Genomic DNA, 23,210 nt, shown 5'->3' with positions numbered 1-23,210 from the left:
ATATCAATTCGGTGATGCGCTTTTGCGGAATCTGCTTTAAGGCGCGCCCGGTTCCCTCCTGCCAAACAAGTTGGACGCGATGCTTCGAGGAATGCGCAAGGCCTCATCAAACTGGCTCGGCAAGACGATTATGGCCGTGGTGATGGGTGTATTGATCATCAGTTTCGGCATTTGGGGCATCGCCGACATTTTCCGCGGCTTTGGGCAGTCGACGGTGGCCAAGGTCGGCCACACCGAGATTTCGCTGAACGAATTCCGGCAGATCTATACCGACCGCATGCAGCAGATCGGCCGTCAATTCGGCCGCCCGCTGACGCCTGAGCAGGCGCGCGCCTTCGGCCTTGACCGCCAGGTGCTCCAGCAGGCGATCGCGGAAGCCGCCCTCGATGAAGAGGCCCGCCGGCTCGGGCTCGGCGTGTCGGACGACGAGATCCGCCGCATGATCATGAACGACCCGAACTTCAAGGGCGCCGCCGGCAATTTCGATGCGCAACGCTTCCAGGCCATGATCCGCAATTTCGGCTACACCGAGCAGCGCTACACCGCCGAGCAGCGCAAGGTGTCGCTGCGCCGACAGATCACCGGCACGATTGGCGCGGGCCTCGAGCCGCCCAAGACCATGATCGATGCGCTGAGCCGCTATCAGAACGAGCAGCGCTCCATCGAATTCGTCAAGCTCGACGCGGCGCAAGCCGGCACGATCGACCCGCCCTCGCCCGAGGCGCTCGCCGCCTATTTCGAGGATCACAAGGTCCAGTTCCGCGCGCCCGAATACCGCAAGATCTCCTTCGTCGTGATCTCGCCGGAGGAAATCGGCAAGTGGACCGACGTCTCCGACGACGACGCCAAGAAGGTGTTCGAGCAGCGCAAGGACCGGCTCGGCACGCCGGAGAAGCGCCAAGTGCACCAGCTCGTGTTCCCGACGGTCGAGGAGGCGCAAGCCGCGCGCACCCGGCTCGCGGGCGGAACGTCGTTCGAGGATCTCGCCAAGGAGCGCGGGCTCAGCGCGGCGGACGCCGATCTCGGCCTCGTCACCAAATCCGCGATCCTCGATCCGGCCGTGGCTGACGCCGCCTTTGCGCTGCCCGCGGGTGAGATCAGCCAGCCAGTGCAGGGCCGTTTTGGCGTGGCGCTGGTCAAGGTCGACAAGATCGAACCGGGCGCTGAGGCCAACTACGCCAACCTCGCCGGCGACATCAAACGGGAAATCGCGGCCGAGCGCGCCCGCGCCAAGGTCGGGGAATTGCGCGACAAGATGGAAGACGAGCGCGGCGGCGGCTCCAGCGTCATCGAGGCGGCGCAGAAGCTCGGGCTTGCTGCGGTGACCATCGAGGCTGTCGACCGCTCCGGCCGGACGCCCAGCGGCCAGCCGGCCGCCAACATCCCGCAAGGGCTCGACGTGGTGTCGCAAGCCTTCAACAGCGATGTCGGCGTCGACAACGATCCGATCTCCTTCCGCGGCGGCTACGTCTGGTACGACGTGCTCGGCATCACGCCGTCGCGCGAGCGCAGCCTCGACGAGGTCCGCGACCAGGTCGAGGCGCGCTGGCGTCAAGACCAGATCACGGCCAAGCTGCGGGCCAAGGCCACCGAGATCGTGCAGAAGGTCGAACAGGGAGCCAAGCTCGCGGACGAAGCCGCAGCCATCAACGCCAAGGTCGAGACCGCCTCGGGCGTCAAGCGCGAGGACACGCCCACCGGTGTGCCGTCGAGCCTGGTCGCGGCCGCATTCCGCACCGCCAAGGATGGCGTCGGCCAGACCCCAGGTGCAGGCGGCGAGGTCATCATCTTCCGCGTGACCGACATCGTCGATCCGCCGGTCGATCTCGCATCCGAGGGTATTGCCAAGTTGAAGGAGAGCCTCGACCGTTCGCTCACCGACGAGCAAGTGGCATCCTACGTCAACAAGCTTGAAACCGACATCGGAACCACCATTAATCAGGCCGCCTTCGCGCAGGTGACGGGCGCGAACCAGTAATCAGTTGAAAGCACGCGATGGACGACCTGAAATCGATCATTGGAAAAGTGGCGACCGGCGCCAGCCTGTCGCGTGACGAAGCCGCCTCAGCCTTCGATGCCATGATGTCCGGCGAGGCCACGCCCTCGCAGATGGGCGGGCTTCTGATGGCGCTGCGTGTGCGCGGCGAAACCGTGGACGAGATCACCGGCGCAGTCTCGGCGATGCGCTCCAAGATGCTGCGCGTGGACGCTCCCGCGGATGCCGTCGACATCGTCGGCACCGGCGGCGACGGCTCGGGCTCGGTCAATGTCTCGACCTGCGCGTCATTCATCGTCTCGGGCGCCGGTGTGCCGGTCGCAAAGCATGGCAACCGCGCGCTGTCGTCGCGCTCGGGCGCAGCCGACGTGCTGGCCTCGCTCGGCGTGAAGATCGATCTCAAGCCCGAGGACGTCGGCCGCTGCGTGCGGGAGTGCGGCATCGGCTTCATGTTCGCGCCCGCGCACCATCCCGCGATGAAGAACGTCGGCCCGACCCGCGTCGAGCTCGCCACCCGCACCATCTTCAACCTGCTCGGCCCGCTGTCCAATCCGGCCGGCGTGAAGCGGCAGATGGTCGGCGTGTTCTCCCGGCAATGGGTGCAGCCGCTGGTGCAGGTGCTGAAGAATCTCGGCTCCGACTCGGTCTGGGTGGTGCACGGCTCTGACGGGCTCGACGAGATCACCCTCACCGGCCCGACCTTCGTCAGCTCGCTGCACAAGGGCGAGATCAAGACCTTTGAGATCACCCCGGAGGACGCGGGCCTTCCGCGCTGCGAAGCCGTTGGCTTGAAGGGCGGCGACGCCGACGCCAACGCGGTCGCGCTGCAAAGCGTGCTCGACGGCAAGCCCAGCGCCTATCGCGATGTCGCTCTGGTCAACGCGGCTGCCGCGCTGGTGGTGGCCGGCCGCGCCAAGGACATCAAGGAAGGTGTTGCGCTCGGCGCCAAGTCGATCGACAGCGGCGCGGCGGCGGCGCGGCTAAAACACCTGATCGCGGTCTCCAATAGCTGAGCCTCGCATGTCGGACATCCTGACCAAGATCGAGGCGTATAAGCGCGAGGAGATCGCGGCAGCCAAGCGCGCACAGCCGCTGGCCGCCCTGGAAGCCAAGGCCAAGATCGCACCTGCACCGCGCGGTTTTCTGCGCGCGATCCGTAACAGGCTCGCCAATGGCGACTATGCGCTGATCGCCGAGGTCAAGAAGGCGTCCCCCTCCAAGGGGCTGATCCGTCCCGATTTCGATCCGCCCCTGCTCGCCAAGGCCTACGAGGCCGGCGGCGCTGCTTGCCTCTCAGTACTGACGGATACGCCCTCCTTCCAGGGTCATATCGACTTCATGGTCGCGGCGCGCGCCGCGACGTCGCTGCCGGTGCTGCGCAAGGATTTTCTGTTCGACACCTATCAGGTGGTCGAGGCCCGCGCCCATGGCGCCGATTGCATCCTGATCATCATGGCGGCGCTCGACGATACGGTGGCAAAGGATATCGAGGACGCCGCGCTGTGCCTCGGCATGGACGTCCTGATCGAGATCCACGACGCGAGCGAGCTCGACCGCGCGCTGAAACTGCGCTCACCGATGATCGGGGTCAACAATCGCAACTTGCGGACCTTCGAAACCACGCTTGCGACCAGCGAGACGCTGGCTCCGCTGATCCCGCGGGAACGGCTGATGGTCGGCGAAAGCGGCATCTTCACACCCGCGGACCTTGCCCGCCTCGAGCGCGTGGGGATGTCGACCTTCCTCGTCGGCGAAAGCCTGATGCGGCAAGCCGACGTGACGGCTGCCACCCGCGCGCTCCTGTCGCGCGAGGCCACGCACGCCCCGGGCACGCGCTGAGATGGCGCGTTCACCGTCCAGGATCAAAGCCAAGGCAACTCCCGCCCTCACCCATATCGGCGCCTCCGGCGAGGCGCGGATGGTGGACGTGTCGGAGAAGCCCGCGACCGAGCGGATCGCCGTCGCGGAGGGGCGCGTCGTCATGACCAGGGCGACGCTCAATCTGATCCGCTCCGGCAACGCCAAGAAGGGCGACGTGCTCGGCACCGCGCGCATCGCCGGCATCATGGCGGCCAAGCGCACCTCGGAGCTGATCCCGCTCTGCCATCCCCTCGCGCTCTCGAAGGTCACCGTCGACATCGAGCCCGATGACAAGCTGCCCGGTTGCCTCGTCCGCGCCGCCGTCAAGGTCACAGGTCCGACCGGCGTCGAGATGGAGGCGCTGACCGCCGTCTCGGTCGCCTGTCTCACGATCTACGATATGATCAAGGCAGTGGAGCGCGGCGTGCGCATCGAGGGCATCCATCTCGTCGAGAAGAAGGGCGGCAAGTCCGGCCACTACCGGGTCTGAGCACGCGGCCTGTACCAAAGCGGAAATGAGTTTTGGTTGAATCGGTAGCAGGTCCACCTCTCCCGTAGGGAGAGGTCGGATCGCATCGAAAGATGCGATCCGGGTGAGGGGTTACGGCCTCACTGAATGCTGCGGCCCCTCACCCGGATTGCTTCGCAATCCGACCTCTCCCCGCTGGGGAGAGGTGAACCCCGAACGACGAGCCACACGCTATCTCGCCCGCACTACCGGGCCTCGCGCTGGCGCTCGCGATAGGCGCGCGTCTTCATCCGGTTGCCGCATAGCGTCGACATGCACCAGCGCCGCGTGGACGGTTTCGACCGGTCGTAGAACACGCGGCGACATTCCTCCGACGCGCACATCTTCAGCCGGTCCAGCGTCCCTGCAAGCGTGCCGTCGTGAAGCTCGATGGCGATGGCCGACAGGCCCGCAAGGGCATCCTGACGCACCGCTGCGAGCGTTGCGCCGCGGCCCGCACGCGCCTCGACCCGCAACGGAAATGGCTCGAGCGCGCCATCGAGCGCGGCAAGGACATCCTTATTCCTGCGCCGCTCGGCCGGCTCGCATTGCAAATAGGCGCGTAGCGCCCCACGCAGCCGCAGCGCGGCCTGGAACATCACAGGCGTGATCTTCGCGCCGCCCTCGCCCATGCCGTGCTCCGCCAACCACGCCGCGAGCTCCTTCGGGCCCGAGAGCGCATCGCTCTGCGGATGCTGCACGCCGAAATGCACGAAGTGGCGGACGTCGAGCGAATTGGCGAAGTCGTAGAGGGCGGCCAACTCGTCGGGAACCTTGAATTTCCGGGACTGCTTCGACATGGACACCAGTAAATCATTTTTACCGGTTGACGGCAACAAACACCTGTATAAATCGTTTACCGGTGTCAATTGTCGCATCACACCATGGAGGCCGAGATGGCAGACACGACGACATTCACCCGCCCCCGCATTTTCTACGGCTGGCTCGTCGTCGCCGCGGCCTTCGCGGTGACGTTCGTCGGTTTCGGCTCCGCCTACACGTTCAGCGCGTTCCTGGAACCGCTCCAACGAGACTTCGGCGCCTCGCGCGGCTCGGTTTCGCTGGTGTTCTCGATTGCGGGCTTTCTGTATTTCGCCCTCGGGGTCGTCAGCGGTCCGCTCGCCGACCGCTTTGGCGCGCGTTCCCTGGCCGTGACGGGCATGATTGTGGTCGCCGCAGGCCTCGCGGCCGCAAGCGCGGCGCGATCGCTCACCGAGGTCTATCTCGCCTACGGTCTCGGAATAGGCCTCGGCGTCGGCTGCGCCTACGTCCCCGCGATCGGCGCGGTACAGCGCTGGTTCGTCAAACGCCGCGGATTTGCTTCCGGACTGGCAGTCAGCGGCATCGGGCTCGGCACGCTGGCGATGCCGCCGATCGCGTCGCTGCTGATCGCGACATTCGGCTGGCGCGGGGCCTATCTGGTGCTCGCTGCTGTCGCCATCGTGCTGGGTGGCGGGATTTCATTGCTGCTCGAGAACGATCCACACGACCGTGGCCTCGGCCCGGACGGCGCCCCACCTGAGGCAGCACGCACGATCGGAACCGGAGGCGCCTCGGTGCTGGAGGCCGTGCGCTCCGCGCGGTTCGCCGGCCTGTACCTGTCGTGTCTGGTCTGCTCGTTCGGCGCTTTCGTCCCCTTCGTCCATCTCGTGCCCTACGCACGCGATCACGGCGTTGCGACCTCGTCCGCCGTGCTGCTGCTTGGCACGATCGGCGTCGGCAGCACCGCCGGGCGCTTCCTGCTCGGCGGGCTCGCCGACCGGATCGGCCGTGACCGGTCGCTGATCATGGTCCTGCTCGGCATGGCGCTCGCCATGGCGATCTGGGCGGTCTCGGCGAGCGCCTTCGCGCTCGCCGGCTTCGCCTTCGTGTATGGTGTGTTCTACGGCGGTTGGGTCGCAGTGCTCCCCGCCGTCGTGATGGACCATTTCGGCGGGCGCAACGTCAGCGGGATCATCGGCATTCTCTACACCAGCGTCGCGTTCGGCACGCTGATCGGGCCGAGCGCCGCGGGCTTCGCCTACGACGCCACCCACAGCTACACGCTGTCGATCCTGATCAGCGCCGCCGCGAACGTCGTCGCGGCGCTGATCGTGGCGGCGCCCCTGTTGCGGAGCGCAACGCGGACGATCAGCGCAGCGAAGCGCTGATCGATCCGAACTTGCTGTTGAGCTTGCTGCCGAGGCCGTTGACGACGGTGATGATGGCAAGCGCGATGCCGGCGGCGATCAGGCCGTATTCGATCGCGGTGGCGCCGGATTCGTCGGCAATGAACTTCTGCAACTTCGACTTCATGATTCTGTTATCCTGTCCTCTCCATGGGATGACGAAACCACTCGCAAGCAGCGTGCCAGAGCGCGCGCGAGCGCCGCCAGCATGTTAGATGGTTAAGTTTCGGTTGACGCGAGCGCGGCCGGCAAGAATTGACCGCTCATATGCACGGCATCGGCAATATCTGCTGGCTTTGCTCACGGCGCTGCGCTCCGGGACTCTCGCGCCGATTTACCCTCCGTTAACCGCGCTTCCTAACGTCGCCTCCACATCGTTCCCGTAAACCAACGGGTGTTTCCGGGCTCAAGAACTGATCCTGGCGTGTGCACGGCAGCGTTTCAGATCATGACGGGTTTCGGCAGTCGCCTCCTTGATCAAACGGCATTGATCCGTAGCGGACCGATCCGCTGGCTGGTGGTCGGCGGCATGCTGCTGATTGCGGCGATCGTGATCGGCGCGACGCTGATGGCCCAGAACTTCCGCGAACGGGCGCTGCGCAACAGTGCGCGCGAGCTGGATAACACGGCGCTGCTCCTCGCTCATCATTTCGACCAGCAGCTCCAGGATTTCGAGGTCATCCAGAAAGACCTGATCACGAATATGCGCGCCAGCGGGATTGCGAGCGTCGAAGACTACCGCAGGCGCCTGTCCACGCAGGACATCCATCGGACGCTCCGCTCCAAGATGGAGGCGCTGTCCTATGTCGGCGGCGTCAATATCTTCGACGCCGACGGCGAGCTGATCAACTCCTCGCTCGTCTGGCCTCCGCCGAAGGTCAATGTCGCCGACCGCGCCTATTTCCGAACTCTCAAATCCGATCCGCGCTCGCCGGACATGCTGGTCCAACCCGTCCATAGCCGGGTCTCCGGCATGTGGACGATCCTGATCCTCCGCAAGGTCCCTGGCCCGAACGGCGAGTTCCTGGGCGTGGTCGGGCGCGGCATCGAGCCTGCCGGCTTCGAGAAATTCTTCGCCTCCGTCGCACTCGGCGAAGGCGCGACGATCTCGATGCTTCACCGCGACGGCACGCTGCTCGCCCGCTACCCCCATGTCGACGAAGCCATGGGCCAGAACTTCAAGATCGGTTCCGAAGCGCAGCGGAAGATGTTCGACCTCGACCACTTCACCGGCCGCTTCACAAGCACGGTCGACGGTGACGACCGCCTGATCTCGTCGCACGCCCTGCCCCATTTCCCGATCGTGATGGTCGCGACCAACACGAGAACGGCGGCGCTCGCGGACTGGCGCGAGCAGATCGGACTCCTGGTCTCGATCGCCTTTGCATCGGCGCTCGCCATCTCCGGCTTGCTGATTGCCGTGGTTCGCAAACTGTCGGCACAGCACCGTCTTTCACGGGAACGGCTGACGCTGGAGAAGCAGCGGCTCGACCGCGCCGTCAACAATATGACGCAGGGGCTCCTGCTATTCGACGACTCGCGACGGCTGATCGTCTGCAACCAGCGCTATCTCGAGATGTACGGCCTCTCGGCCGACGTCGTGAAGCCCGGTTGCAGCTTCCACGACATCATCGCGCACCGCAAGGCGACCGGCTCGTTCGCCGGCGACGTCGACCGCTATGTCGCGCGCGTACTGCGCGACATCCACATCCGCAATTCCATGGTCATCGACACATCCGACGGCCGCTCGATCCAGATCGTCAACGAGCCTCTCGCCGACGGCGGGTGGGTTGCGACGCATGAGGACATCACCGAGCGCCGCCGCACCGAGGAGCGCATCACGCATCTTGCGCATTATGACGCGCTGACCGACCTGCCCAACCGCGCCATGTTCCACGAGCATCTGCGGGACGTCCTGGGTGCTATGGCCGACGGCGAGCTGATCGCCGTGCATTACATCGACATCGACGAATTCAAGGGCGTCAATGACGCGCTCGGCCATCTCGTCGGCGACGAGTTGCTGAAATCGATCGCCGCGCATCTGAACCGCTGCGCCGGCGAGACCGAATTCGTCGCCCGTCTCGGCGGCGACGAATTCGCGATCGTGCAGAGCGCCGTGACCTCGCCTGATCACGTCACCGATCTCGTGGCGCGGGTGTTCGCCGCCATCCGCGAGCCGTTCGACTGCATGGGCCACCATATCACCACCGACGCTTCGATCGGCATTGCGCTGGCGCCTGACCATGGCACCGAGCTCGATCAGATCCTGAAGAATGCGGATCTGGCGATGTACGCTGCCAAGGCGGCCGGCCGCCGCACCTATCGCTTCTTCGAGCCGGAGATGGATGCCAAAGTCCGCGAGCGGCGACAGCTCGAGACGGATCTCAGGCATGCGATTGCCCATGGCGGGCTCGAGGTGTTCTACCAGCCCTGCCTCAGCCTGAAGGACGAGACCATCACGGGCTGCGAGGCCCTGGTGCGCTGGCGCCATCCCGAGCGCGGCATGGTCTCGCCCGCCGAGTTCATCCCGATCGCGGAGGACACCGGCCTCATCAACGAGATCGGCGAGTGGGTGCTCACGACGGCGTGCCGGGATGCTGCGACCTGGCCGGAGGACATCCGCCTTGCGGTCAACGTCTCGCCGGTGCAGTTCAAGAGCGGCACGCTGGCGCTGAAGATCATGGCAGCGCTGGCCGCCTCCAACCTGCCGGCGAGCCGGCTCGAGCTCGAGATCACCGAGGCCGTGCTGATCCGCGACGACGACACCGCGCTCGCCATCCTGCATCAGCTCCGCGCCATCGGCGTACGCATCGCGCTCGACGATTTCGGCACGGGCTACTCGTCACTGAGCTACCTGCACCGCTTCCCGTTCGACAAGATCAAGATCGATCGCTGCTTCGTCGAGGACATCGCCGGCCCCGACGGCTCCTCCAGCATCGTGCAGGCCGTGGTCAATCTCGCCGCCGCGCGGCGCATGACGACGACCGCGGAAGGTGTGGAGACGGAGGAGCAGCAGCGCCTGCTCCGCTCGCTCGGTTGCAGTGAAATGCAGGGCTATCTGTTCAGCGCCGCGAAGCCAGTCGACAAGGTGCAGGAGCTGTTTACGCTCCACCGCAGCCGGCTTGCCCAGAGGCCCGGCCACGAAAGCCGCCGCCGCGAAGCGGGCTAGGCGCCAGGCCTTCGCATCGTAATTCGTAGGGTGGGCAAAGCGACTTGTCCGCCGTAGCTCGAAGAGCGAAGGCGGAAGCGTGCCCACCTCGTGCCTCGCCGCGGATACAGAAGCGGTGGGCACGTCGCTGACGCTCCTTTGCCCACCCTACCGCATCTCGGCCTAAGGCCTCAGTTCGGCACCGCCGTCTTTTGTGTCGGCTTCGCGGCCGCGGCATTCACGGTCACGCCGTGCAGGAAGTCGAAGGCGGCATGCAAGGCCTTGTCGTCCCTCTCTTCCGGCGGCACGTAGGATTGCGAGCCGGTCTGCTCGCTGCCGTCGGCTGCGGAGAGATGGCCGCGCATTTGGGATTCGGCCATCGTGTCGACACGCCCCTTCAGCTCCGCCGGGACGTCCTGAAGGATCTCGATGTCGGGCGCGATGCCCTGCGCCTGGATCGAGCGGCCCGACGGCGTGTAGTAGCGCGCGGTGGTCAGCGCCAACGCGCCGCTGCCGGAGCCGAGCGGGATGATCGTCTGCACCGAGCCCTTGCCGAACGATCGCGTGCCGATCAGCGTGGCGCGTTTGTGGTCATGCAGCGCGCCGGCCACGATCTCGGACGCGGAAGCCGAGCCGCCATTGATCAGCACCACCAGCGGCTTGCCCTTGGTGAGGTCGCCGCCATGCGCGGTGAAGCGCTGCGTCTCTTCCGGGTTCCGGCCGCGGGTCGACACCACCTCGCCGCGGGCGAGGAAGGCGCTCGACACCGAGACCGCCTGGTCGAGCAACCCGCCCGGATTGTTGCGGAGATCGACGACGTAGCCTGCAAGCTTCTCCTGCGGAATCTCCTTGGAGATCGACGTAATCGCCTTGCGCAGTCCGTCGGTGGTCTGCTCGTTGAACGAGGTGAGGCGGATATAGCCGATATCGCCGCCCTCGGTGTGGAACCGGACCGGGCGCACATGGATGATCTCACGCGTGATCGCGACGTCGAGCGGCGCGTCGGCGCCCTTGCGCACGATGGTGAGCTTGGTCTTGGTGTCGACCGGGCCCTTCATCTTGTTGACGGCCTGCTCGAGCGTCATGCCCATCACCGCCTCGCCATCGATCTTGCTGATGAGATCGCCGGACAGGAGGCCGGCCTTGGAGGCCGGCGTGTCGTCGATGGGCGCCACGACCTTGACCAGGCCCTCCTCCATCGTGACCTCGATGCCGAGCCCGCCGAACTCGCCGGAGGTGGTCTCCTGCATCTCGGTCCAGGCCTTGTCGTTCATGTAGCGCGAATGCGGATCGAGCGAGGTGACCATGCCGTTGATGGCACCTTCGATCAGCTTGGAATTGTCGGGCTTCTCGACGTAGCTCGCCTTGACCCGCTCGAAAACTTCGCCGAACAGGTTCAGTTGCGAATAGGCATCGTCCGCGCCCGCCGCCGCTCTCGCCACCCATTGCCCGCCTTGCGGAGAGGTTGCCAGCAGAGTCAAACACGCGCCGGTCAGCGCGCCGAGGGGGAACAGCAGGGTTTTCCGCATGGATCGATTGGCCTTTTCGCTGGCGGTTGGGAGCCGCCATGCAAATGGCGATCCAGCCGGTGTCTCACAATACCATTCTGGTTTCTTCAAGGCCGGTCCGCCACGTTGGCTTGCATCCGGCAAAAAACCCTTCGTCCCAGCCTAAACTTTTGGCAACGTTCCTCGGCCGGTTCGCGCCGGGGGCGGAATCGACCCGTCCGGCCAACGCGCTCAAGCTATGCGATTTTGGGATGGTTTTGGCGCGCCGAACCGGTTAGGCGATGGAATAAGGCTTCAAATTCTCGGGAGGATAACAATGAACGACGCGCCCCGTATCCGGCCCCAACGAAACGTCGAACTGGGTGCCAGCGACGAGCCGTTCCAGAACCTGCACGAATTCATTCGCAAGGCGCGCTCCAACCTCAACCAGAACGCCTGGGACTATATCGTCGGCGCCGCCGAGACGGAGACCACGATGCGCCGCAACCGCATGGCGCTGGACGAGATCGCCTTCCGCCCGCGCGTGCTGCGCGACATGCGCAATGTCGATGGTTCCGTCGAGCAGTTCGGCCGCAAGATGCGCCTGCCGGTCGTACTGGCGCCGGTCGGCGCGCTCGAAATCTTCGATCCGCACGGCGCAGCCTCCGTTGCACGCGGGGCCGGCGCCTTCGGTGCAGCGCATATGCTGAGCTCGGTGTCGGATCCGGGCCTCGAGAAGACCGCAGAAGCAGCTCCCGATGCGCTGCGCTTCTACCAGCTCTATGTCCGCGGCGATGACGCCTTCGTCGAGGATGTCGTCGCCCGCGCGGTGAAAAGCACCTACGCCGCGTTCTGCCTGACGGTCGACACCGCCCATTACAGCCGTCGCGAACGCGACATCGCCAAGCGCTATGTTCGCGAGAGCCGGCTGCGCGCCACCGGCGGCGACTACCAGAAGGGCCTGGAGTGGCGGACCGTGAAGCTGATCAAGGACAAGTTCAAGATCCCGCTCATCATCAAGGGTATCGCGACTGCCGAGGACGCGCACATCGCGCTCGATCACGGCGTCGAGTGGATCTACGTCTCCAACCATGGCGGCCGCCAGCTTGATCATGGCCGCGGCGCCATGCACGTATTGCCGGAGATCGTCGATGCCGTGAAGGGACGCGCGAAGATCATGGTCGACGGCGGATTCTGCCGCGGCACCGACATCGTCAAGGCGCTCGCCATGGGCGCGGACCTCGTCGGCATCGGGCGCCTGCAGTGCTGGGCGTTGGCCGCGGCCGGCGAATCCGGCATCACACGGATGTTGGAGCTACTCGAAGACGAAGTGTTGCGGTGTCTCGGGCTGCTGGGGGCCACCTCGTTTGCCGAGGTGAACGCATCCTGCCTGCATCCGGCGACCGCCACCAACGTACCAAGCGTGTTCAGCGCGTTTCCGCTGCTGGATATCGAGCCTTATCGTTACTGAAAGGATGCAATGACCTCCCTCCTCTCTCCCGGCAGCGCGGATGCGCTCCTGTTCGACCTCGGTCGCGTCGTGCTCGACATCGATTTCTCCAAGGCGATCGCCTGCTGGGCGGGACATGCCGGCTGCGAACCGCAATCGATCGTGACGCGCTATGTCCGCGATGAGGCCTATCGGCTGCACGAGATGGGCAAGATCAGCGACGAGGTCTATTTCGACTGGCTGCGCCGCTCGCTCGGGATCGAAATCTCCGACGCGCAATTCCTGGAGGGGTGGAATGCGATCTTCGCGGGCGAGATGCCCGACATCGCCAACCTGTTGCCGCGCGCGGCACAACACGTGCCGCTCTACGCCTTCTCCAACACCAACCGGCCGCATGTGGACTATTTCTCGAAGGAGTATGCCGACGTGCTCGGCCATTTCCGCGAGATGTACCTGTCCTCCAGCATCGGCCTGCGCAAACCCGATGCGGAAGCTTTCGACCATGTCGTCGCCGCGATCGGCGTGCCGGCGAGGCGAATCGTGTTCTTCGACGATCTCGCCGAAAACATCGAAGGCGCGCGGGCACGAGGGCTGACCGCGGTTCACGTCACGTCGCCTCACGACGTCGGCGAGGCGCTGAAGGCGCTGGGATTCTAAGCGCCCCATTGCTGCGGTCGCTCAGCGTTCGGTTCCGGCCATCACCGGGAACTTTTTTAGCAAATTGTGGAACCAACTCACTCTGTGCATTTTTAGACAGAGTTCCCGGAACGGATCAACGCGTCGGGAGTCGTATGTCCGTTGGGATTTTCTACAACGGATGTGTGATCGTGTTGGGCAAGTCTTACTTCAACAAGCAAGCCTCGATCCTTCTCAAGTTCGCCAAGTCAACGTCGAATTCGCAGCTGTCCGCGAAGCTGGTCAGCAAGGCGGCGGATCTCAAATCGCAGGGCGACCCCCTGCCCGAGATGGATCACAGCCTGAAGGCGCCCGACGTCGATCCGGACAATGAAACGGGAGCCACCTGATGCTAGCCGTGAGCCTGGTTGTCGCCGTGGCATGCTTGGCCACCGTCATCCCGGTCCTTCTCGTCATCGAGACGATCGCGCGGCGTCCACGCTAGGCGCATTCAACTGCGCTTGGGTTGAGGCCGATCGAGACGCTGCCGTTGCGCGCGCATGCGGCTCGTCTTCTCCTTGAGCGCCTCGATCTCCTCGTCCAGCTTTGCGCTCTTCGATTTCGGCGGCTCATCGCCGCGCAGCTTCTCGAGAGCTTTCTCAACCGATAGCTTTGAAGTCTCTGCCATCAGGGTTCTCCCGGATGTCTCCTGACGCACCTGCGTGCGATGGCGCGCGGCAATTCTGAGCTGGAAGCGGAAAGGCGCGATATTGTCCTAAAGGGCATCCCTGCCGTTCCGGTGCTGGAGGGACAATTCATCTCCGCCTTCGTGATCGCCCCCTTTTGCCTCGAAGCCTGCACTCGGCTAGAACGCAACGCGACCTGTCCTTCGATTTGCTCAGCAGGAGTTTGCCCGTGGCCCTGATGCCGGTGTCCGACGCGCTTGCCGCAGTGCTTGCCGGCGTAGAGCCGGTGGCCGAGGAGATGGTTGCGCTGGATGCGGCCTACCATCGCGTGCTGGCGCGCGATGTCGCCGCGCGGCGTACGCAGCCGCCGCAGGCGATGTCGGCGATGGATGGCTATGCGGTGCGCGCCGCCGACGCGGCGACGGTGGACGCAGAGCTCACCGTGATCGGCGAGGTCGCGGCCGGCCGGCCATTTGCGGGAGCGGTTGGCGCGGGCCAGGCCGTGCGGATCTTCACTGGCGGCGTGGTGCCCGATGGCGCGGACGCGGTGGTAATCCAGGAGGACACGGTCGCAAACGGCAGGCGCGTCACGATCAAGGAGGCCGCGATCGCTGGACGGCACATCCGTCCTGCTGGCGTCGATTTCTTCGAGGGCGACGTGCTCCTGCGACAGGGAGCCAGACTCACCGAACGCGACCTCTCACTGGCCGCCGGCATGAACCATCCGGAGCTTGCCGTGCGTCGCCGGCCGAGGGTCGCGATTCTCGCGACCGGCGACGAGTTGGTGATGCCGGGCGCAACGCCCGGCGCGGGCCAGATCGTCTTCTCCAACGGCTACGCCCTGCACGCGCTGGCGCGGGCCGAGGGCGCCGAAACGGTCGATCTCGGCATTGCCGCCGATACGGTTGCGGCGACCACCGCCGGGATCCGCCGGGCCCGCGAGAGCGGCGCCGACATCCTCATCACGACCGGCGGTGCGTCGGTCGGCGACCACGATCTGGTCAGGCCAGCGCTCCAGGCCGAAGGCTTCGAGATGGCGTTCTGGAAGATCGCGATGCGGCCGGGCAAGCCGATGATGCACGGCCATCTCGGCGCGATGCGGGTGATCGGCCTGCCCGGCAATCCGGTCTCGTCCTATGTCTGCGGCTTCCTGTTCATGGTGCCGTTGATTCGCGCGCTTGCTGGCCGCTCGCGCGTTCATCACCGCCGCGAGCGCGCCGTGCTCGGGCGCGACGTCGGGCCCAACGACGTCCGCGAGGACTATTTGCGCGCACGGCTCGAGGAGCGCGAGGACGGCACGCTGGTGGCCGTTCCCGTCAACCACCAGGACTCCTCGCTGCTTGCGAATCTTGCTACCGCACAAGCACTTCTCGTGCGCGCGCCGTTCGCGCCAAAGGCCGAAGCAGGCACGCCTTGCGAGGTGTTGCGGCTGCCCTTGTGAGTGCAATCTGATTCGCGCGTGATGCGAACTTCGCCGCGTTCACACAAAATTAAGTGGTTGCGGAACACATATCGAACATATAGTGTCCGTTCATGATTTGTTTCGAGCATCTAGCGGCTTCTGCTGAATCTGGCGTCTCGGAATCGAACGACATCAACCGGGGGATTTGGTCGAGATGTTAACGCGCAAACAATACGAGCTTCTGCGGTTCATCAGTGAGCGCCTCAAGGAAAGCGGTGTGCCGCCCTCCTTCGATGAGATGAAGGACGCGCTCGATCTGCGCTCGAAGTCCGGCATTCACCGCCTGATCACCGCGCTGGAAGAGCGCGGCTTCATCCGTCGCCTGCCTAACCGCGCGCGCGCCATCGAGGTCATCAAGCTGCCCGAGCTTCAAGCCGCAGGCGCCGGCCGCCGCGGCTTCACGCCGAGCGTCATCGAAGGCAATCTCGGCAAGGTGCGGAGCGCCAGCGCGTCTGTCGACGACGGCGAGCGTCCGGTCGCCGTGCCCGTGATGGGACGGATCGCGGCCGGCACGCCGATCGAGGCGTTGCAGACCCGCAGCCACACCATCAGCGTGCCTCCGGACATGCTCGGCTCGGGCGAGCACTATGCGCTCGAAGTGCGCGGCGATTCGATGGTCGATGCCGGCATCCTGGATGGCGACATGGCGCTGATCCAGCGCAACGAGACCGCTGACACCGGCGACATCGTGGTGGCGCTGATCGACGACGAGGAAGCGACGCTCAAGCGTTTCCGCCGGCGCGGCGCGTCGATCGCGCTGGAGCCCGCCAACACCGCCTATGAGGTGCGCATCCTGCCGCCGAACCGGGTGAAGATTCAGGGCAAGCTGATCGGGCTGTATCGGAAGTACTGATTGCCCAGCAGAAAGTACCGATTGCCCGGCAGATTGCCAGCCATCGCACGGCGATACGGGCGGACGGATCGTCCGCTCCAGCAAAATAGCGTTGTCGCTTCCACTGTGATTATCCCTACACCTGCACAGAGCTAATCCTCAAGCATGGCAGGCGCGAATGCGCTGTGCGGGCTGCAGAGGACAAAACCCATGCGGCAGGTGATTTTAGGCGTGATCTCGGCAGCCTTGATCGCGGGATCGGCACCTGCGAGCGATGCAGCGCAACACCACGCCGCCCGAAAGGCCACGCCGCCCGAAAGGCAGAGCACGCGGCGGCAACCAGCGCGCCATTCCGCAATTCCAACAATGCGATCGCACCTGCGCCGCAGGCGAGCTGGCCCTCTTCAGGGTACTCCGCTGCCGGCGCTGATGGAAGCTCGCGTGAGTGAATGATGTGAACCAAGATAGAGTCTCGGCGAGAGGCTTTGTTCCTCGTTTGCCGGGAAAGATAATGTGATCGGGCGATGCGCAGACGGGCCGCAGATTTGCCCACAAACGCGATACACTCGTAGGCTTCCAACTCTGGTAGAGGCCTGCGCCTCCGGGGGGGCGCGGACCTGCTATCTCGCATGAGGAGCACTCCGATGTGTGACTACAGCCTACATGCCGTTGCGACCCGCCCCGCTCAAGTCGGCGAGACGATCGTCACGACAACCTTCCGCGGCACCTCGACGCGTGGATTTGCGTCGGAGCGTGATCTCTCGGTTGCCGTCTGCCTCCTGCCAGGCACCGAGCTCGCCTTCGCCGACAACGTCCGCTACGACAATCGCTGGATCTGGACGCGCACCGTCAATTCCCGCGTCGGCAAGTTCGGTAAGGTCGATCCGCACATTCCCGATCGTCATCATGATGCGATCGAATTCCCCGACGGCAACTACGTGCTGGTAACGCAGCTCGTCGAGGGACAGCGTGCCACGGTTCTGCAATTGCCGGTGACGCAGCCGCTCGGCGAGAAGACAGAGCAGCCCGCCGTCGAGCAGCACACGACCACGACGCCCACGACACGCCTGCCGATCGGCTGACGCGTCTTTCAATCCTCGGCCTGCAGGTCGGCCTCCGATGGCGTAGCATCCTTGCTGCGTGGAGTAGCCGGCCGCGGTGCGAGGCTGAGCTCGAAATCGCTATCGCCGGCCCCGGCCGGCGACCAGGGGCGGTTTGCGCTCCTTGCTTTCACCGTTTGCAGCGTGAAACCGTCGCCATCGCGCGATAGCGCGAGTGCGCCCTGCGTCTTCAGACGCTCGCGATCCACGACCATCGCCGCGCAACCGGCTGCTGCAGGCTTCGCCGTCACCACCAGCGCGGCGCGGCTGCAATCGTCCGCCAGCGCGTCGATACGCAACGAGAGCGCGACCAGGCGACCATCGGCGAGCGGCGTCACGCAACCGCCTTCGTCGCATGAGACGCCATCGGCGAGCGACGCATCAGTCGCGCCGCGCGGATCAGCATCAGATGCAAGCCACTCCTTGAGAAGAAAATTGTCCTTGCCGGTTCGGATCAGGTGCAGTTGGCCGCCCTTGCCGCGCACCGCGATGCTGTGGCCGTCGCCTGCGATCAGGATGTCGGGCTGGCGCACGTGCAGCGCCCAACCGATTGCGAGCGTCAGCACGACGGCGCCCACCCAGCGCAGCGGCGTGCGCAACAGGCCCATCAGAACGAGACCAATGCTGGCGGCAGTCAACGGGCCGGTCCCGAAGGCGGTGATGCGGCCGACGGCGCCAGGCAACGCCGCGACCCAGCGCGTCACAACGACCATCCAGTCGATGCCGATCCCCATCAGCCACCAGAATACGCCATCAAGCCCGAACGGCGCTGCGATCAGCCCCAAAAGTCCGGCCGGCATCACCAGCGCCGAGACCACCGGCATCGCCGCGAGATTGGCGAGCACGCCGTAGGGCGTGACGCGATGAAAATGGAAGGCGGCATAGGGCGTCGTCGCGAGCCCCGCGATCAGCGAGGCCATCAGCAGCATGACGAGCTCGCGGCCGCCCCACAGCGCGATGCGCGCAGTGACGGAGTGATCGGGCGAGGCCAACAGGTTCGGCATGCCGATCTGCACCAGCCCGACGAGACCAAGCGTCGCCGCGAACGACATCTGGAAGCTCGGATGCACCAACGCCTCCGGCGCGACAGCGAGCACGATCATCGCGGCCACCGCGAGCGTGCGGAAAGTGATGGCGCGACGATCGACCATCACCGCGATCAGCACCACCGCCGTCATGAAGAACGATCTTTGTGTTGCGACCTCCGCGCCGGACAGCAGCAGGTAGAACGCGGCAGCCACCAGTGCTGCCGCAGCGGACCATTTTTTGATCGGATAGCCCACTGCAAATCCCGGGATCAGCGCCAGCAGCGCGCGTACCGCAAAGAACACGACGCCGGCGACGACCGCCATGTGATAGCCGGACACGCGCTGACGCCGGCTGATGTGCGTAAATTCTCATTAAACCATAGTAACTTACAGTGAGGAGCTTCCCGATAAGAAGGCGCTGGGAAGCACATGGGAAGCAAGCAGCTCGCGGACACCTTCAAGTCCCTAAATGAAATAATGGAATGTCGGCCCGCACAACGAATCTACCGACCATGGCTGACAAAGTTGCCGGCCATGGAACGCACGGATCGGATACTGCCGATCACGAATGCCAACGGCTGAGTTCGCTACGGGAGAATATCCCCGCCTCGATGCCGGAGCTCATCGGCCGGCTGCTCCTGCTGAAGATGATGCCAATAACGACCGCTGACCAAGGCGGCCGGTTCGTCGCTTACGACCCGGCAAGTCTGGGTTCGTTGTCTCGTCGCGAGATCTACCGGCGCCCCAGGGCCGCCGATCCTTGAGCACACCCAACCGGGATCGACAACGTTGCTCAAGACATGCGGCCAGCGCCGCGCCAGCTGTCGAGGGCTTCCCGACCACTGGACCCACGGCCCGTGAAAAGCCTTAGCCGGCTTGCGGTCCAGATTTAGTCGAAGCTTCCGCCCGACTGGTCGCGTGAATAAGGCGGAAAATGCCCGCAGTAGAATGCTGCGTGCGTTCCGATCATGCCACGATCAGGCGTTGATTCGTGGAGCCCCCTTATGTCAGCCCCCAAAGTGTTCGTTTCATATAGCTGGACTTCGCCCGAACATCAGCAGTGGGTGGTTGATCTAGCCACGCAGCTACGTGAAAGCGGCGTCGATGCCATTTTGGACAAGTGGGATCTCAAAGAGGGGCACGACTCGATCGCCTTCATGGAAAGGATGGTCCCCGATCCGGAGGTGCAGAAGGTCGTTATCGTTTCGGATCGTCTCTATGCGGAACGCGCCGACGACCGGCGTGGTGGCGTCGGCACCGAGACGCAAATCATCTCACCCAAGATCTACGCCAAGGCTGATCAGGACAAATTTGTGGCCGTGATCTCCGAGGTTGACGCGGAAGGAAAAGCCTATCTACCTACCTACTATGGTTCGCGCATCTTCATCGATCTAAGTAACGAGGAGATCTATCCGGAGAACTTCGAGCAATTGGTTCGCTGGATTTTTGGCAAGCCTCTTTTTCCTAAGCCTCAAGTTGGCAAACCACCAGTATATATCGAAGAAACCTCGGTGTCGTTGCCGACGAGGTCAAGAGCCGCACGTACAATAGATCTCCTTCAACGAGGCTCGCCGCAGAGCGACGCGTCGTTACGTGGCTATCTCGAAGTGCTGGCTGAGAACTTCGAGGCGCTGCGAGTAGACACGAAATCTGACCCGTTCGATGACGCAATAATCGCATCGATCGAGTCTTTCCTCCCCTATCGTGACGAGTTTGTCCGCGTCCTCACTGCGCTTGCGAGGAACAATCCGACCGAGGACGCAATCACGTTGATCAAGAGGTTCTTCGAGTCCGTACTGCCCTACAGCTACCCTCCCAAGAACTTGAACTCTTATTCGAAGGATTGGTTCGACAACTTCAAATTCATTATCCACGAACTCTTCATTTATACGGCTGCGGTCCTTCTCAAGTATGAGAGGTTCGCGTCATTAGATCACTTGATCACCGGCGGAGTCTATGTAGGTGCAATCCAAGAGCACTCACATCAGCCTGTACAAGGCATTTCGATGTTTTGTTGCTCCCTCACTAGCTTGGAAGTTCGAAAGCGGCGACTTTCACTCAATCGGACGTCTCTGCATGCTGACCTGCTAAAGGAGCGGGCTAAAATCGCCGGCATCAGTTTCGAAGACGTCATGCAGGCTGATTTCGTCTTGTTCATGCGTGACGCCAGCGACGCGCTGCGGGCGAAACTCAATAACAGGTGGTATCCCGACACATCCTGCCGAGCTGATGGCGCTTGACCAGATCGCCACAACGTCGTGACGTTCAGATAAGAGCGGAAACGCAGCATTCGAGGTCGACGAACGGGATCTCGGCCTTTGTGCTGTTCGCAATCACGTTTTAGATGGCGACGCAGGGGCCGCACACAGTGATTGAGCCGGCACACCGTCTGGTCACCGCCCAGTCAAGATCACTTTCGGCGACATGCGCGATATGGGTGTACGAGGACCTCCTGGTTATTGCTCGGACTATCGTTGCAGCCACAACGTGGCCATGAATGCCGATCGCTGGCCGAACGAGGTGCACCTGTCCGACATCGAGCCGAGGTTCACCTGTTCTGCCTGCGGCAGGAGCGGTGCTGATGTCCGGCCGGACTTCAACTGGAACAAGCCGGTGTCGTCTGCGATGGGTTACCGTTGATGCCTCCTCTGCCTCACTGTCGGGCTGAATATTTCGCGATCATTCGATTCCCCTGCCAAAGATCGACTGCGCAATCGCGAGTTGCCATGCCCACGTCGAATGAAACTCCCATAGCAATGAGATGCGGTCCCATGCCTCCGCCCCCCTCGAAACAGACCGCGGTGCAAGCCTGTGGGCCAACTCAATCATGTCGCGTGCGCGATACATTTGTGATTGTTTATGCGATCTGTGTGGACATAGGCGCGATGGGCTGGTCACGCTCGGGCTGAAGGCGAACAGGAACTGATTGGGGAAGACCATGAAGCCGCTAATCGGACTCATCGCGTTGCTGCTCTTTGCGACTAGCGCGTTAGCTCAGACTGCTCCACCGAGAGTGGCCAAAAGACCGGCAGCCCAGGTAAAGCCGCGAGCACCGATGGGTTGCAAATTAGTTGGCACGGTAAAGGGCACCAAGATTTGGGCCGGCGATTGTGCGGCTCCGTCAGAACTCAGAGGCACCACACCGGCCGCCGAGCCCCCGGCGCCAGAAGCACCTTCCGAGGCACCAAAACAATAGCGGCTCATCCAAGATCGGGTTGAAGTCGAAGAGATCCTAGAATGCTCGACCAGGTGATGCAGCTTTCAACTTCCTCATTAGCTGATCATCGCCGGTATTCGCGGTCCTTCCGGGTTGTCGTGCTCAATACCAGCGCTCAAACACGAGGCTGCCTCCACCAGGAATGGACAAATAGTTTGCGGGGGTAGTATGGCAGAATGGTTCCGCACTGGCCGGGAATTTGAATGAATGAGGTGTCATCGTACACACGACATCGCTTCCTCGGGTAAATCGTGTCCGCCTGAGCGGTCACCGCGAATCCGAAGAGCGAAACGCCGACCAGAGATGTGAAAAGCATCTTCATCTGAACCACCCTCCATCGGGCCACGGTCCCCAGCAACGCAGTACAATAGGCCCGGATCTCCCATCAGCTCAACTCCCGCTCTAAGCCCGGCGGCAGCCTCCCTGATAATCTGCCGATGCCTGCGCCGTTAATAAAAACTCTCCTCCGTGCGGACGGCGTTGCCTTGCGCGCCTTACAGGCCCCGCGCTGCGCGATGCCGGCGAGTACATCGCCGCGCTGCCGAAGAAAGAGCACGACCGGCCGGAATGGGCGCGCGCCGTAGCTATCGCGCGTTCAAGTCTCTCAAGAGATTGATAATTTGAATGCCCGTATTAGCGGTGCCGCAGACCGCCATGCACATTCGGAGAGTGGGCCGTGATCAGGTTTTGGTGCCTCCGAGCCGCCGCTTCGGCCTCGCGAGCAAGTCGTTCAGACTTTAACCTCTCGCGGTTTGCATGAAACGCCGCTTGGATGCGTTCATACTCGGACATCGCTACTTTGGCGTCGGTTTCCTTGAAGACCCTGTGCGCCTCACGTTGGGCGGCAGTGGCCGGCTTCCATCCGTAATTTTTATGAGCGGTCATTCCCTCCTCCTTCGGTGATAGCCGTGGGGGGCTTGTTGGGTCCGACCGTGAAAGTCTCTTCCTGTTTTTCAGTTACCGCAATCGAATATTTGCCAGTCGTTGCCGCGCCGGCCATAGATCCGCCCGGCTGGCTCACGCTCACCTGCAACGGGATTCCGGTCCATCACTTCGCGCAGCGCGCGCACAGAGGCCGGTTATGAGGCCTGGCGCCGTCAGCGCGACTGGATCGCCTGGAAGGACCGGATGCATGCTCTGGCGCTCCCCTTGCCTTCACAACGGCCGGAAGGGATTGCTCGGTGCTTCTGTGGCGAGGTAGTCACCAGCCACACCATCGATTCCCACACCCTCGCCGTACACCGACCGACCGCCGCATGAAGCTCACCGCCGAACGTCCCTTCGCCGATCCGGAAGCCGCTGCCCGCAAGCTCGTCGAACTCGCTGCCGGCATCGAGCCCGTGCAAGTCGGCCGCGTCCATATCGAGAAGATAAACGCGCCGTTCCTCTACACGCTTAAGGGCAGCAGCCTTCGGCGCCGGCATTAAGATGGCGGTCGAGCGGGGTTGGCTCGAGCTGCACGAGAGCGGGGCCTATGTGCGACTCTTGAAGGCAGACGCGCCGCATACGGGGCTTTGACCTTAGTCAAAGACGGCCCCGGCCGGGGGGCTTAGGGGTTGCGTGAGGCCGGGGCCGTTGGAGGTGCTTGGCTGCAGGCCAAGCGAATGATCATAGACCAACGCAGGGTCACCGATCTGTTCGCCTCCGTACACT

At 63.8% G+C, this 23,210-nt stretch carries 22 protein-coding genes and 1 pseudogene; 17 read left to right on the top strand and 6 right to left on the bottom strand.

Annotation, left to right across the window (positions count from 1 at the left end):
- Window positions 1-79: 79 nt before the first annotated feature.
- The 4 genes from SO180_RS29375 to moaC are packed head-to-tail and all read left to right on the top strand — an operon-like array spanning window position 80 to window position 4,346.
- Window positions 80-1,978, top strand: coding sequence for a peptidylprolyl isomerase (locus SO180_RS29375; RefSeq protein WP_449382316.1), 1,899 nt, complete (start codon window positions 80-82; stop codon window positions 1,976-1,978).
- Window positions 1,979-1,995: 17 nt separating this feature from the next.
- The gene (gene trpD / locus SO180_RS29370) at window positions 1,996-3,009 is read left to right on the top strand and encodes an anthranilate phosphoribosyltransferase (RefSeq protein WP_449382315.1); all 1,014 of its coding nucleotides are present in this window, start codon (window positions 1,996-1,998) and stop codon (window positions 3,007-3,009) included.
- 7 nt (window positions 3,010-3,016) lie between these two features.
- The gene (gene trpC, locus SO180_RS29365; RefSeq protein WP_449382314.1) at window positions 3,017-3,835 is read left to right on the top strand and encodes an indole-3-glycerol phosphate synthase TrpC; all 819 of its coding nucleotides are present in this window, start codon (window positions 3,017-3,019) and stop codon (window positions 3,833-3,835) included.
- Between the two features lies 1 nt (window position 3,836).
- The gene (gene moaC, locus SO180_RS29360; RefSeq protein WP_449382313.1) at window positions 3,837-4,346 is read left to right on the top strand and encodes a cyclic pyranopterin monophosphate synthase MoaC; all 510 of its coding nucleotides are present in this window, start codon (window positions 3,837-3,839) and stop codon (window positions 4,344-4,346) included.
- Window positions 4,347-4,570: 224 nt separating this feature from the next.
- Here moaC and SO180_RS29355 read toward each other — a convergent pair whose 3' ends face one another.
- Complete coding sequence (locus tag SO180_RS29355) at window positions 4,571-5,164, bottom strand: CGNR zinc finger domain-containing protein (protein ID WP_449382344.1); 594 nt, start codon at window positions 5,162-5,164, stop codon at window positions 4,571-4,573.
- A 96-nt stretch (window positions 5,165-5,260) separates the two neighbouring features.
- Here SO180_RS29355 and SO180_RS29350 point away from each other — a divergent pair, with 96 nt between their 5' ends.
- The gene (locus tag SO180_RS29350; protein WP_449382312.1) at window positions 5,261-6,514 is read left to right on the top strand and encodes an MFS transporter; all 1,254 of its coding nucleotides are present in this window, start codon (window positions 5,261-5,263) and stop codon (window positions 6,512-6,514) included.
- Here SO180_RS29350 and SO180_RS29345 read toward each other — a convergent pair.
- Window positions 6,495-6,659 carry a Flp family type IVb pilin gene (locus SO180_RS29345; RefSeq protein WP_449382311.1) on the bottom strand — a complete coding sequence of 55 codons (165 nt, stop codon included), beginning with the start codon at window positions 6,657-6,659 and terminating at the stop codon, window positions 6,495-6,497. The genes SO180_RS29350 and SO180_RS29345 overlap by 20 nt on opposite strands.
- Window positions 6,660-6,977: 318 nt before the next feature.
- Here SO180_RS29345 and SO180_RS29340 point away from each other — a divergent pair, with 318 nt between their 5' ends.
- Complete coding sequence (locus SO180_RS29340) at window positions 6,978-9,701, top strand: bifunctional diguanylate cyclase/phosphodiesterase (protein WP_449382343.1); 2,724 nt, start codon at window positions 6,978-6,980, stop codon at window positions 9,699-9,701.
- Window positions 9,702-9,871: 170 nt separating this feature from the next.
- Here the strand turns inward: SO180_RS29340 and SO180_RS29335 are convergent, their stop codons facing one another.
- Window positions 9,872-11,209, bottom strand: coding sequence for a S41 family peptidase (locus SO180_RS29335; RefSeq protein WP_449382310.1), 1,338 nt, complete (start codon window positions 11,207-11,209; stop codon window positions 9,872-9,874).
- 38 nt (window positions 11,210-11,247) lie between these two features.
- Between SO180_RS29335 and SO180_RS29330 the strand changes: the two genes are divergently transcribed.
- From SO180_RS29330 to SO180_RS29315, 4 genes are all read left to right on the top strand, one after another.
- Window positions 11,248-11,466 carry a hypothetical protein gene (locus SO180_RS29330; protein WP_449382309.1) on the top strand — a complete coding sequence of 73 codons (219 nt, stop codon included), beginning with the start codon at window positions 11,248-11,250 and terminating at the stop codon, window positions 11,464-11,466.
- Between the two features lie 38 nt (window positions 11,467-11,504).
- Window positions 11,505-12,638, top strand: coding sequence for an alpha-hydroxy acid oxidase (locus tag SO180_RS29325; protein ID WP_449382308.1), 1,134 nt, complete (start codon window positions 11,505-11,507; stop codon window positions 12,636-12,638).
- A 9-nt stretch (window positions 12,639-12,647) separates the two neighbouring features.
- Complete coding sequence (locus SO180_RS29320) at window positions 12,648-13,274, top strand: HAD-IA family hydrolase (protein WP_449382307.1); 627 nt, start codon at window positions 12,648-12,650, stop codon at window positions 13,272-13,274.
- A gap of 134 nt (window positions 13,275-13,408) precedes the next feature.
- Entirely contained in the window at window positions 13,409-13,642 is a 234-nt protein-coding gene (locus tag SO180_RS29315; protein WP_449382306.1) for a hypothetical protein, read from the top strand.
- A gap of 101 nt (window positions 13,643-13,743) precedes the next feature.
- Here the strand turns inward: SO180_RS29315 and SO180_RS29310 are convergent, their stop codons facing one another.
- Entirely contained in the window at window positions 13,744-13,920 is a 177-nt protein-coding gene (locus SO180_RS29310) for a hypothetical protein (RefSeq protein WP_449382305.1), read from the bottom strand.
- A gap of 227 nt (window positions 13,921-14,147) precedes the next feature.
- On the opposite strand from SO180_RS29310, the gene SO180_RS29305 reads away from it, so the two are divergent.
- The 3 genes from SO180_RS29305 (at window position 14,148) to SO180_RS29295 (ending at window position 17,294) form a co-directional block, all read left to right on the top strand.
- Window positions 14,148-15,359, top strand: coding sequence for a molybdopterin molybdotransferase MoeA (locus tag SO180_RS29305; RefSeq protein WP_449382304.1), 1,212 nt, complete (start codon window positions 14,148-14,150; stop codon window positions 15,357-15,359).
- Window positions 15,360-15,534: 175 nt separating this feature from the next.
- Window positions 15,535-16,233 (top strand): transcriptional repressor LexA, encoded by a 699-nt coding sequence (gene lexA, locus SO180_RS29300; protein ID WP_449382303.1) that lies wholly within the window; start codon window positions 15,535-15,537, stop codon window positions 16,231-16,233.
- A gap of 623 nt (window positions 16,234-16,856) precedes the next feature.
- Window positions 16,857-17,294, top strand: a complete 438-nt coding sequence (locus SO180_RS29295) for a hypothetical protein (protein WP_027522621.1) — start codon at window positions 16,857-16,859, stop codon at window positions 17,292-17,294.
- Window positions 17,295-17,302: 8 nt separating this feature from the next.
- Here SO180_RS29295 and SO180_RS29290 read toward each other — a convergent pair.
- A pseudogene (locus SO180_RS29290) lies at window positions 17,303-18,679 on the bottom strand (ComEC/Rec2 family competence protein); the annotation flags it as partial.
- Between the two features lie 173 nt (window positions 18,680-18,852).
- Between SO180_RS29290 and SO180_RS29285 the strand changes: the two are divergent.
- The 3 genes from SO180_RS29285 to SO180_RS29275 all read left to right on the top strand — a co-directional run bounded on the left by SO180_RS29285 (window position 18,853) and on the right by SO180_RS29275 (window position 20,980).
- Window positions 18,853-19,104, top strand: a complete 252-nt coding sequence (locus SO180_RS29285; protein ID WP_449382302.1) for a hypothetical protein — start codon at window positions 18,853-18,855, stop codon at window positions 19,102-19,104.
- 240 nt (window positions 19,105-19,344) lie between these two features.
- The gene (locus tag SO180_RS29280) at window positions 19,345-20,580 is read left to right on the top strand and encodes an SEFIR domain-containing protein (protein WP_449382301.1); all 1,236 of its coding nucleotides are present in this window, start codon (window positions 19,345-19,347) and stop codon (window positions 20,578-20,580) included.
- Window positions 20,581-20,827: 247 nt separating this feature from the next.
- A complete protein-coding gene (locus SO180_RS29275; RefSeq protein ID WP_449382300.1) occupies window positions 20,828-20,980 on the top strand; it encodes a hypothetical protein in 153 nt (50 codons plus the stop codon).
- A gap of 1,210 nt (window positions 20,981-22,190) precedes the next feature.
- On the opposite strand, the gene SO180_RS29270 is transcribed toward SO180_RS29275, so the two are convergent.
- The gene (locus SO180_RS29270; protein WP_449382299.1) at window positions 22,191-22,442 is read right to left on the bottom strand and encodes a hypothetical protein; all 252 of its coding nucleotides are present in this window, start codon (window positions 22,440-22,442) and stop codon (window positions 22,191-22,193) included.
- Between the two features lie 371 nt (window positions 22,443-22,813).
- Between SO180_RS29270 and SO180_RS29265 the strand changes: the two genes are divergently transcribed.
- Window positions 22,814-22,984 carry a hypothetical protein gene (locus tag SO180_RS29265; protein WP_449382298.1) on the top strand — a complete coding sequence of 57 codons (171 nt, stop codon included), beginning with the start codon at window positions 22,814-22,816 and terminating at the stop codon, window positions 22,982-22,984.
- Window positions 22,985-23,210: the final 226 nt, after the last annotated feature.

The sequence above is a fragment of the Bradyrhizobium sp. UFLA05-112 genome (assembly GCF_053572325.1).
The sequence above is the reverse complement of the archived record's forward strand: the minus strand, read 5'-3'. Positions and strand labels throughout refer to the sequence as shown.

Bases quoted from the DNA above. Each gene is read 5' to 3' on its own strand.
- SO180_RS29375 (WP_449382316.1), top strand. From the start codon at position 80: ATGCTTCGAGGAATGCGCAAGGCCTCATCAAACTGGCTCGGCAAGACG.
- trpD (WP_449382315.1), top strand. From the start codon at position 1,996: ATGGACGACCTGAAATCGATCATTGGAAAAGTGGCGACCGGCGCCAGC.
- trpC (WP_449382314.1), top strand. From the start codon at position 3,017: ATGTCGGACATCCTGACCAAGATCGAGGCGTATAAGCGCGAGGAGATC.
- moaC (WP_449382313.1), top strand. From the start codon at position 3,837: ATGGCGCGTTCACCGTCCAGGATCAAAGCCAAGGCAACTCCCGCCCTC.
- SO180_RS29355 (WP_449382344.1), bottom strand. From the start codon at position 5,164: ATGTCGAAGCAGTCCCGGAAATTCAAGGTTCCCGACGAGTTGGCCGCC.
- SO180_RS29350 (WP_449382312.1), top strand. From the start codon at position 5,261: ATGGCAGACACGACGACATTCACCCGCCCCCGCATTTTCTACGGCTGG.
- SO180_RS29345 (WP_449382311.1), bottom strand. From the start codon at position 6,659: ATGAAGTCGAAGTTGCAGAAGTTCATTGCCGACGAATCCGGCGCCACC.
- SO180_RS29335 (WP_449382310.1), bottom strand. From the start codon at position 11,209: ATGCGGAAAACCCTGCTGTTCCCCCTCGGCGCGCTGACCGGCGCGTGT.
- SO180_RS29330 (WP_449382309.1), top strand. From the start codon at position 11,248: ATGCAAATGGCGATCCAGCCGGTGTCTCACAATACCATTCTGGTTTCT.
- SO180_RS29325 (WP_449382308.1), top strand. From the start codon at position 11,505: ATGAACGACGCGCCCCGTATCCGGCCCCAACGAAACGTCGAACTGGGT.
- SO180_RS29320 (WP_449382307.1), top strand. From the start codon at position 12,648: ATGACCTCCCTCCTCTCTCCCGGCAGCGCGGATGCGCTCCTGTTCGAC.
- SO180_RS29315 (WP_449382306.1), top strand. From the start codon at position 13,409: ATGTCCGTTGGGATTTTCTACAACGGATGTGTGATCGTGTTGGGCAAG.
- SO180_RS29310 (WP_449382305.1), bottom strand. From the start codon at position 13,920: ATGGCAGAGACTTCAAAGCTATCGGTTGAGAAAGCTCTCGAGAAGCTG.
- lexA (WP_449382303.1), top strand. From the start codon at position 15,535: ATGTTAACGCGCAAACAATACGAGCTTCTGCGGTTCATCAGTGAGCGC.
- SO180_RS29295 (WP_027522621.1), top strand. From the start codon at position 16,857: ATGTGTGACTACAGCCTACATGCCGTTGCGACCCGCCCCGCTCAAGTC.
- SO180_RS29285 (WP_449382302.1), top strand. From the start codon at position 18,853: ATGGCTGACAAAGTTGCCGGCCATGGAACGCACGGATCGGATACTGCC.
- SO180_RS29280 (WP_449382301.1), top strand. From the start codon at position 19,345: ATGTCAGCCCCCAAAGTGTTCGTTTCATATAGCTGGACTTCGCCCGAA.
- SO180_RS29270 (WP_449382299.1), bottom strand. From the start codon at position 22,442: ATGACCGCTCATAAAAATTACGGATGGAAGCCGGCCACTGCCGCCCAA.
- SO180_RS29265 (WP_449382298.1), top strand. From the start codon at position 22,814: ATGAAGCTCACCGCCGAACGTCCCTTCGCCGATCCGGAAGCCGCTGCC.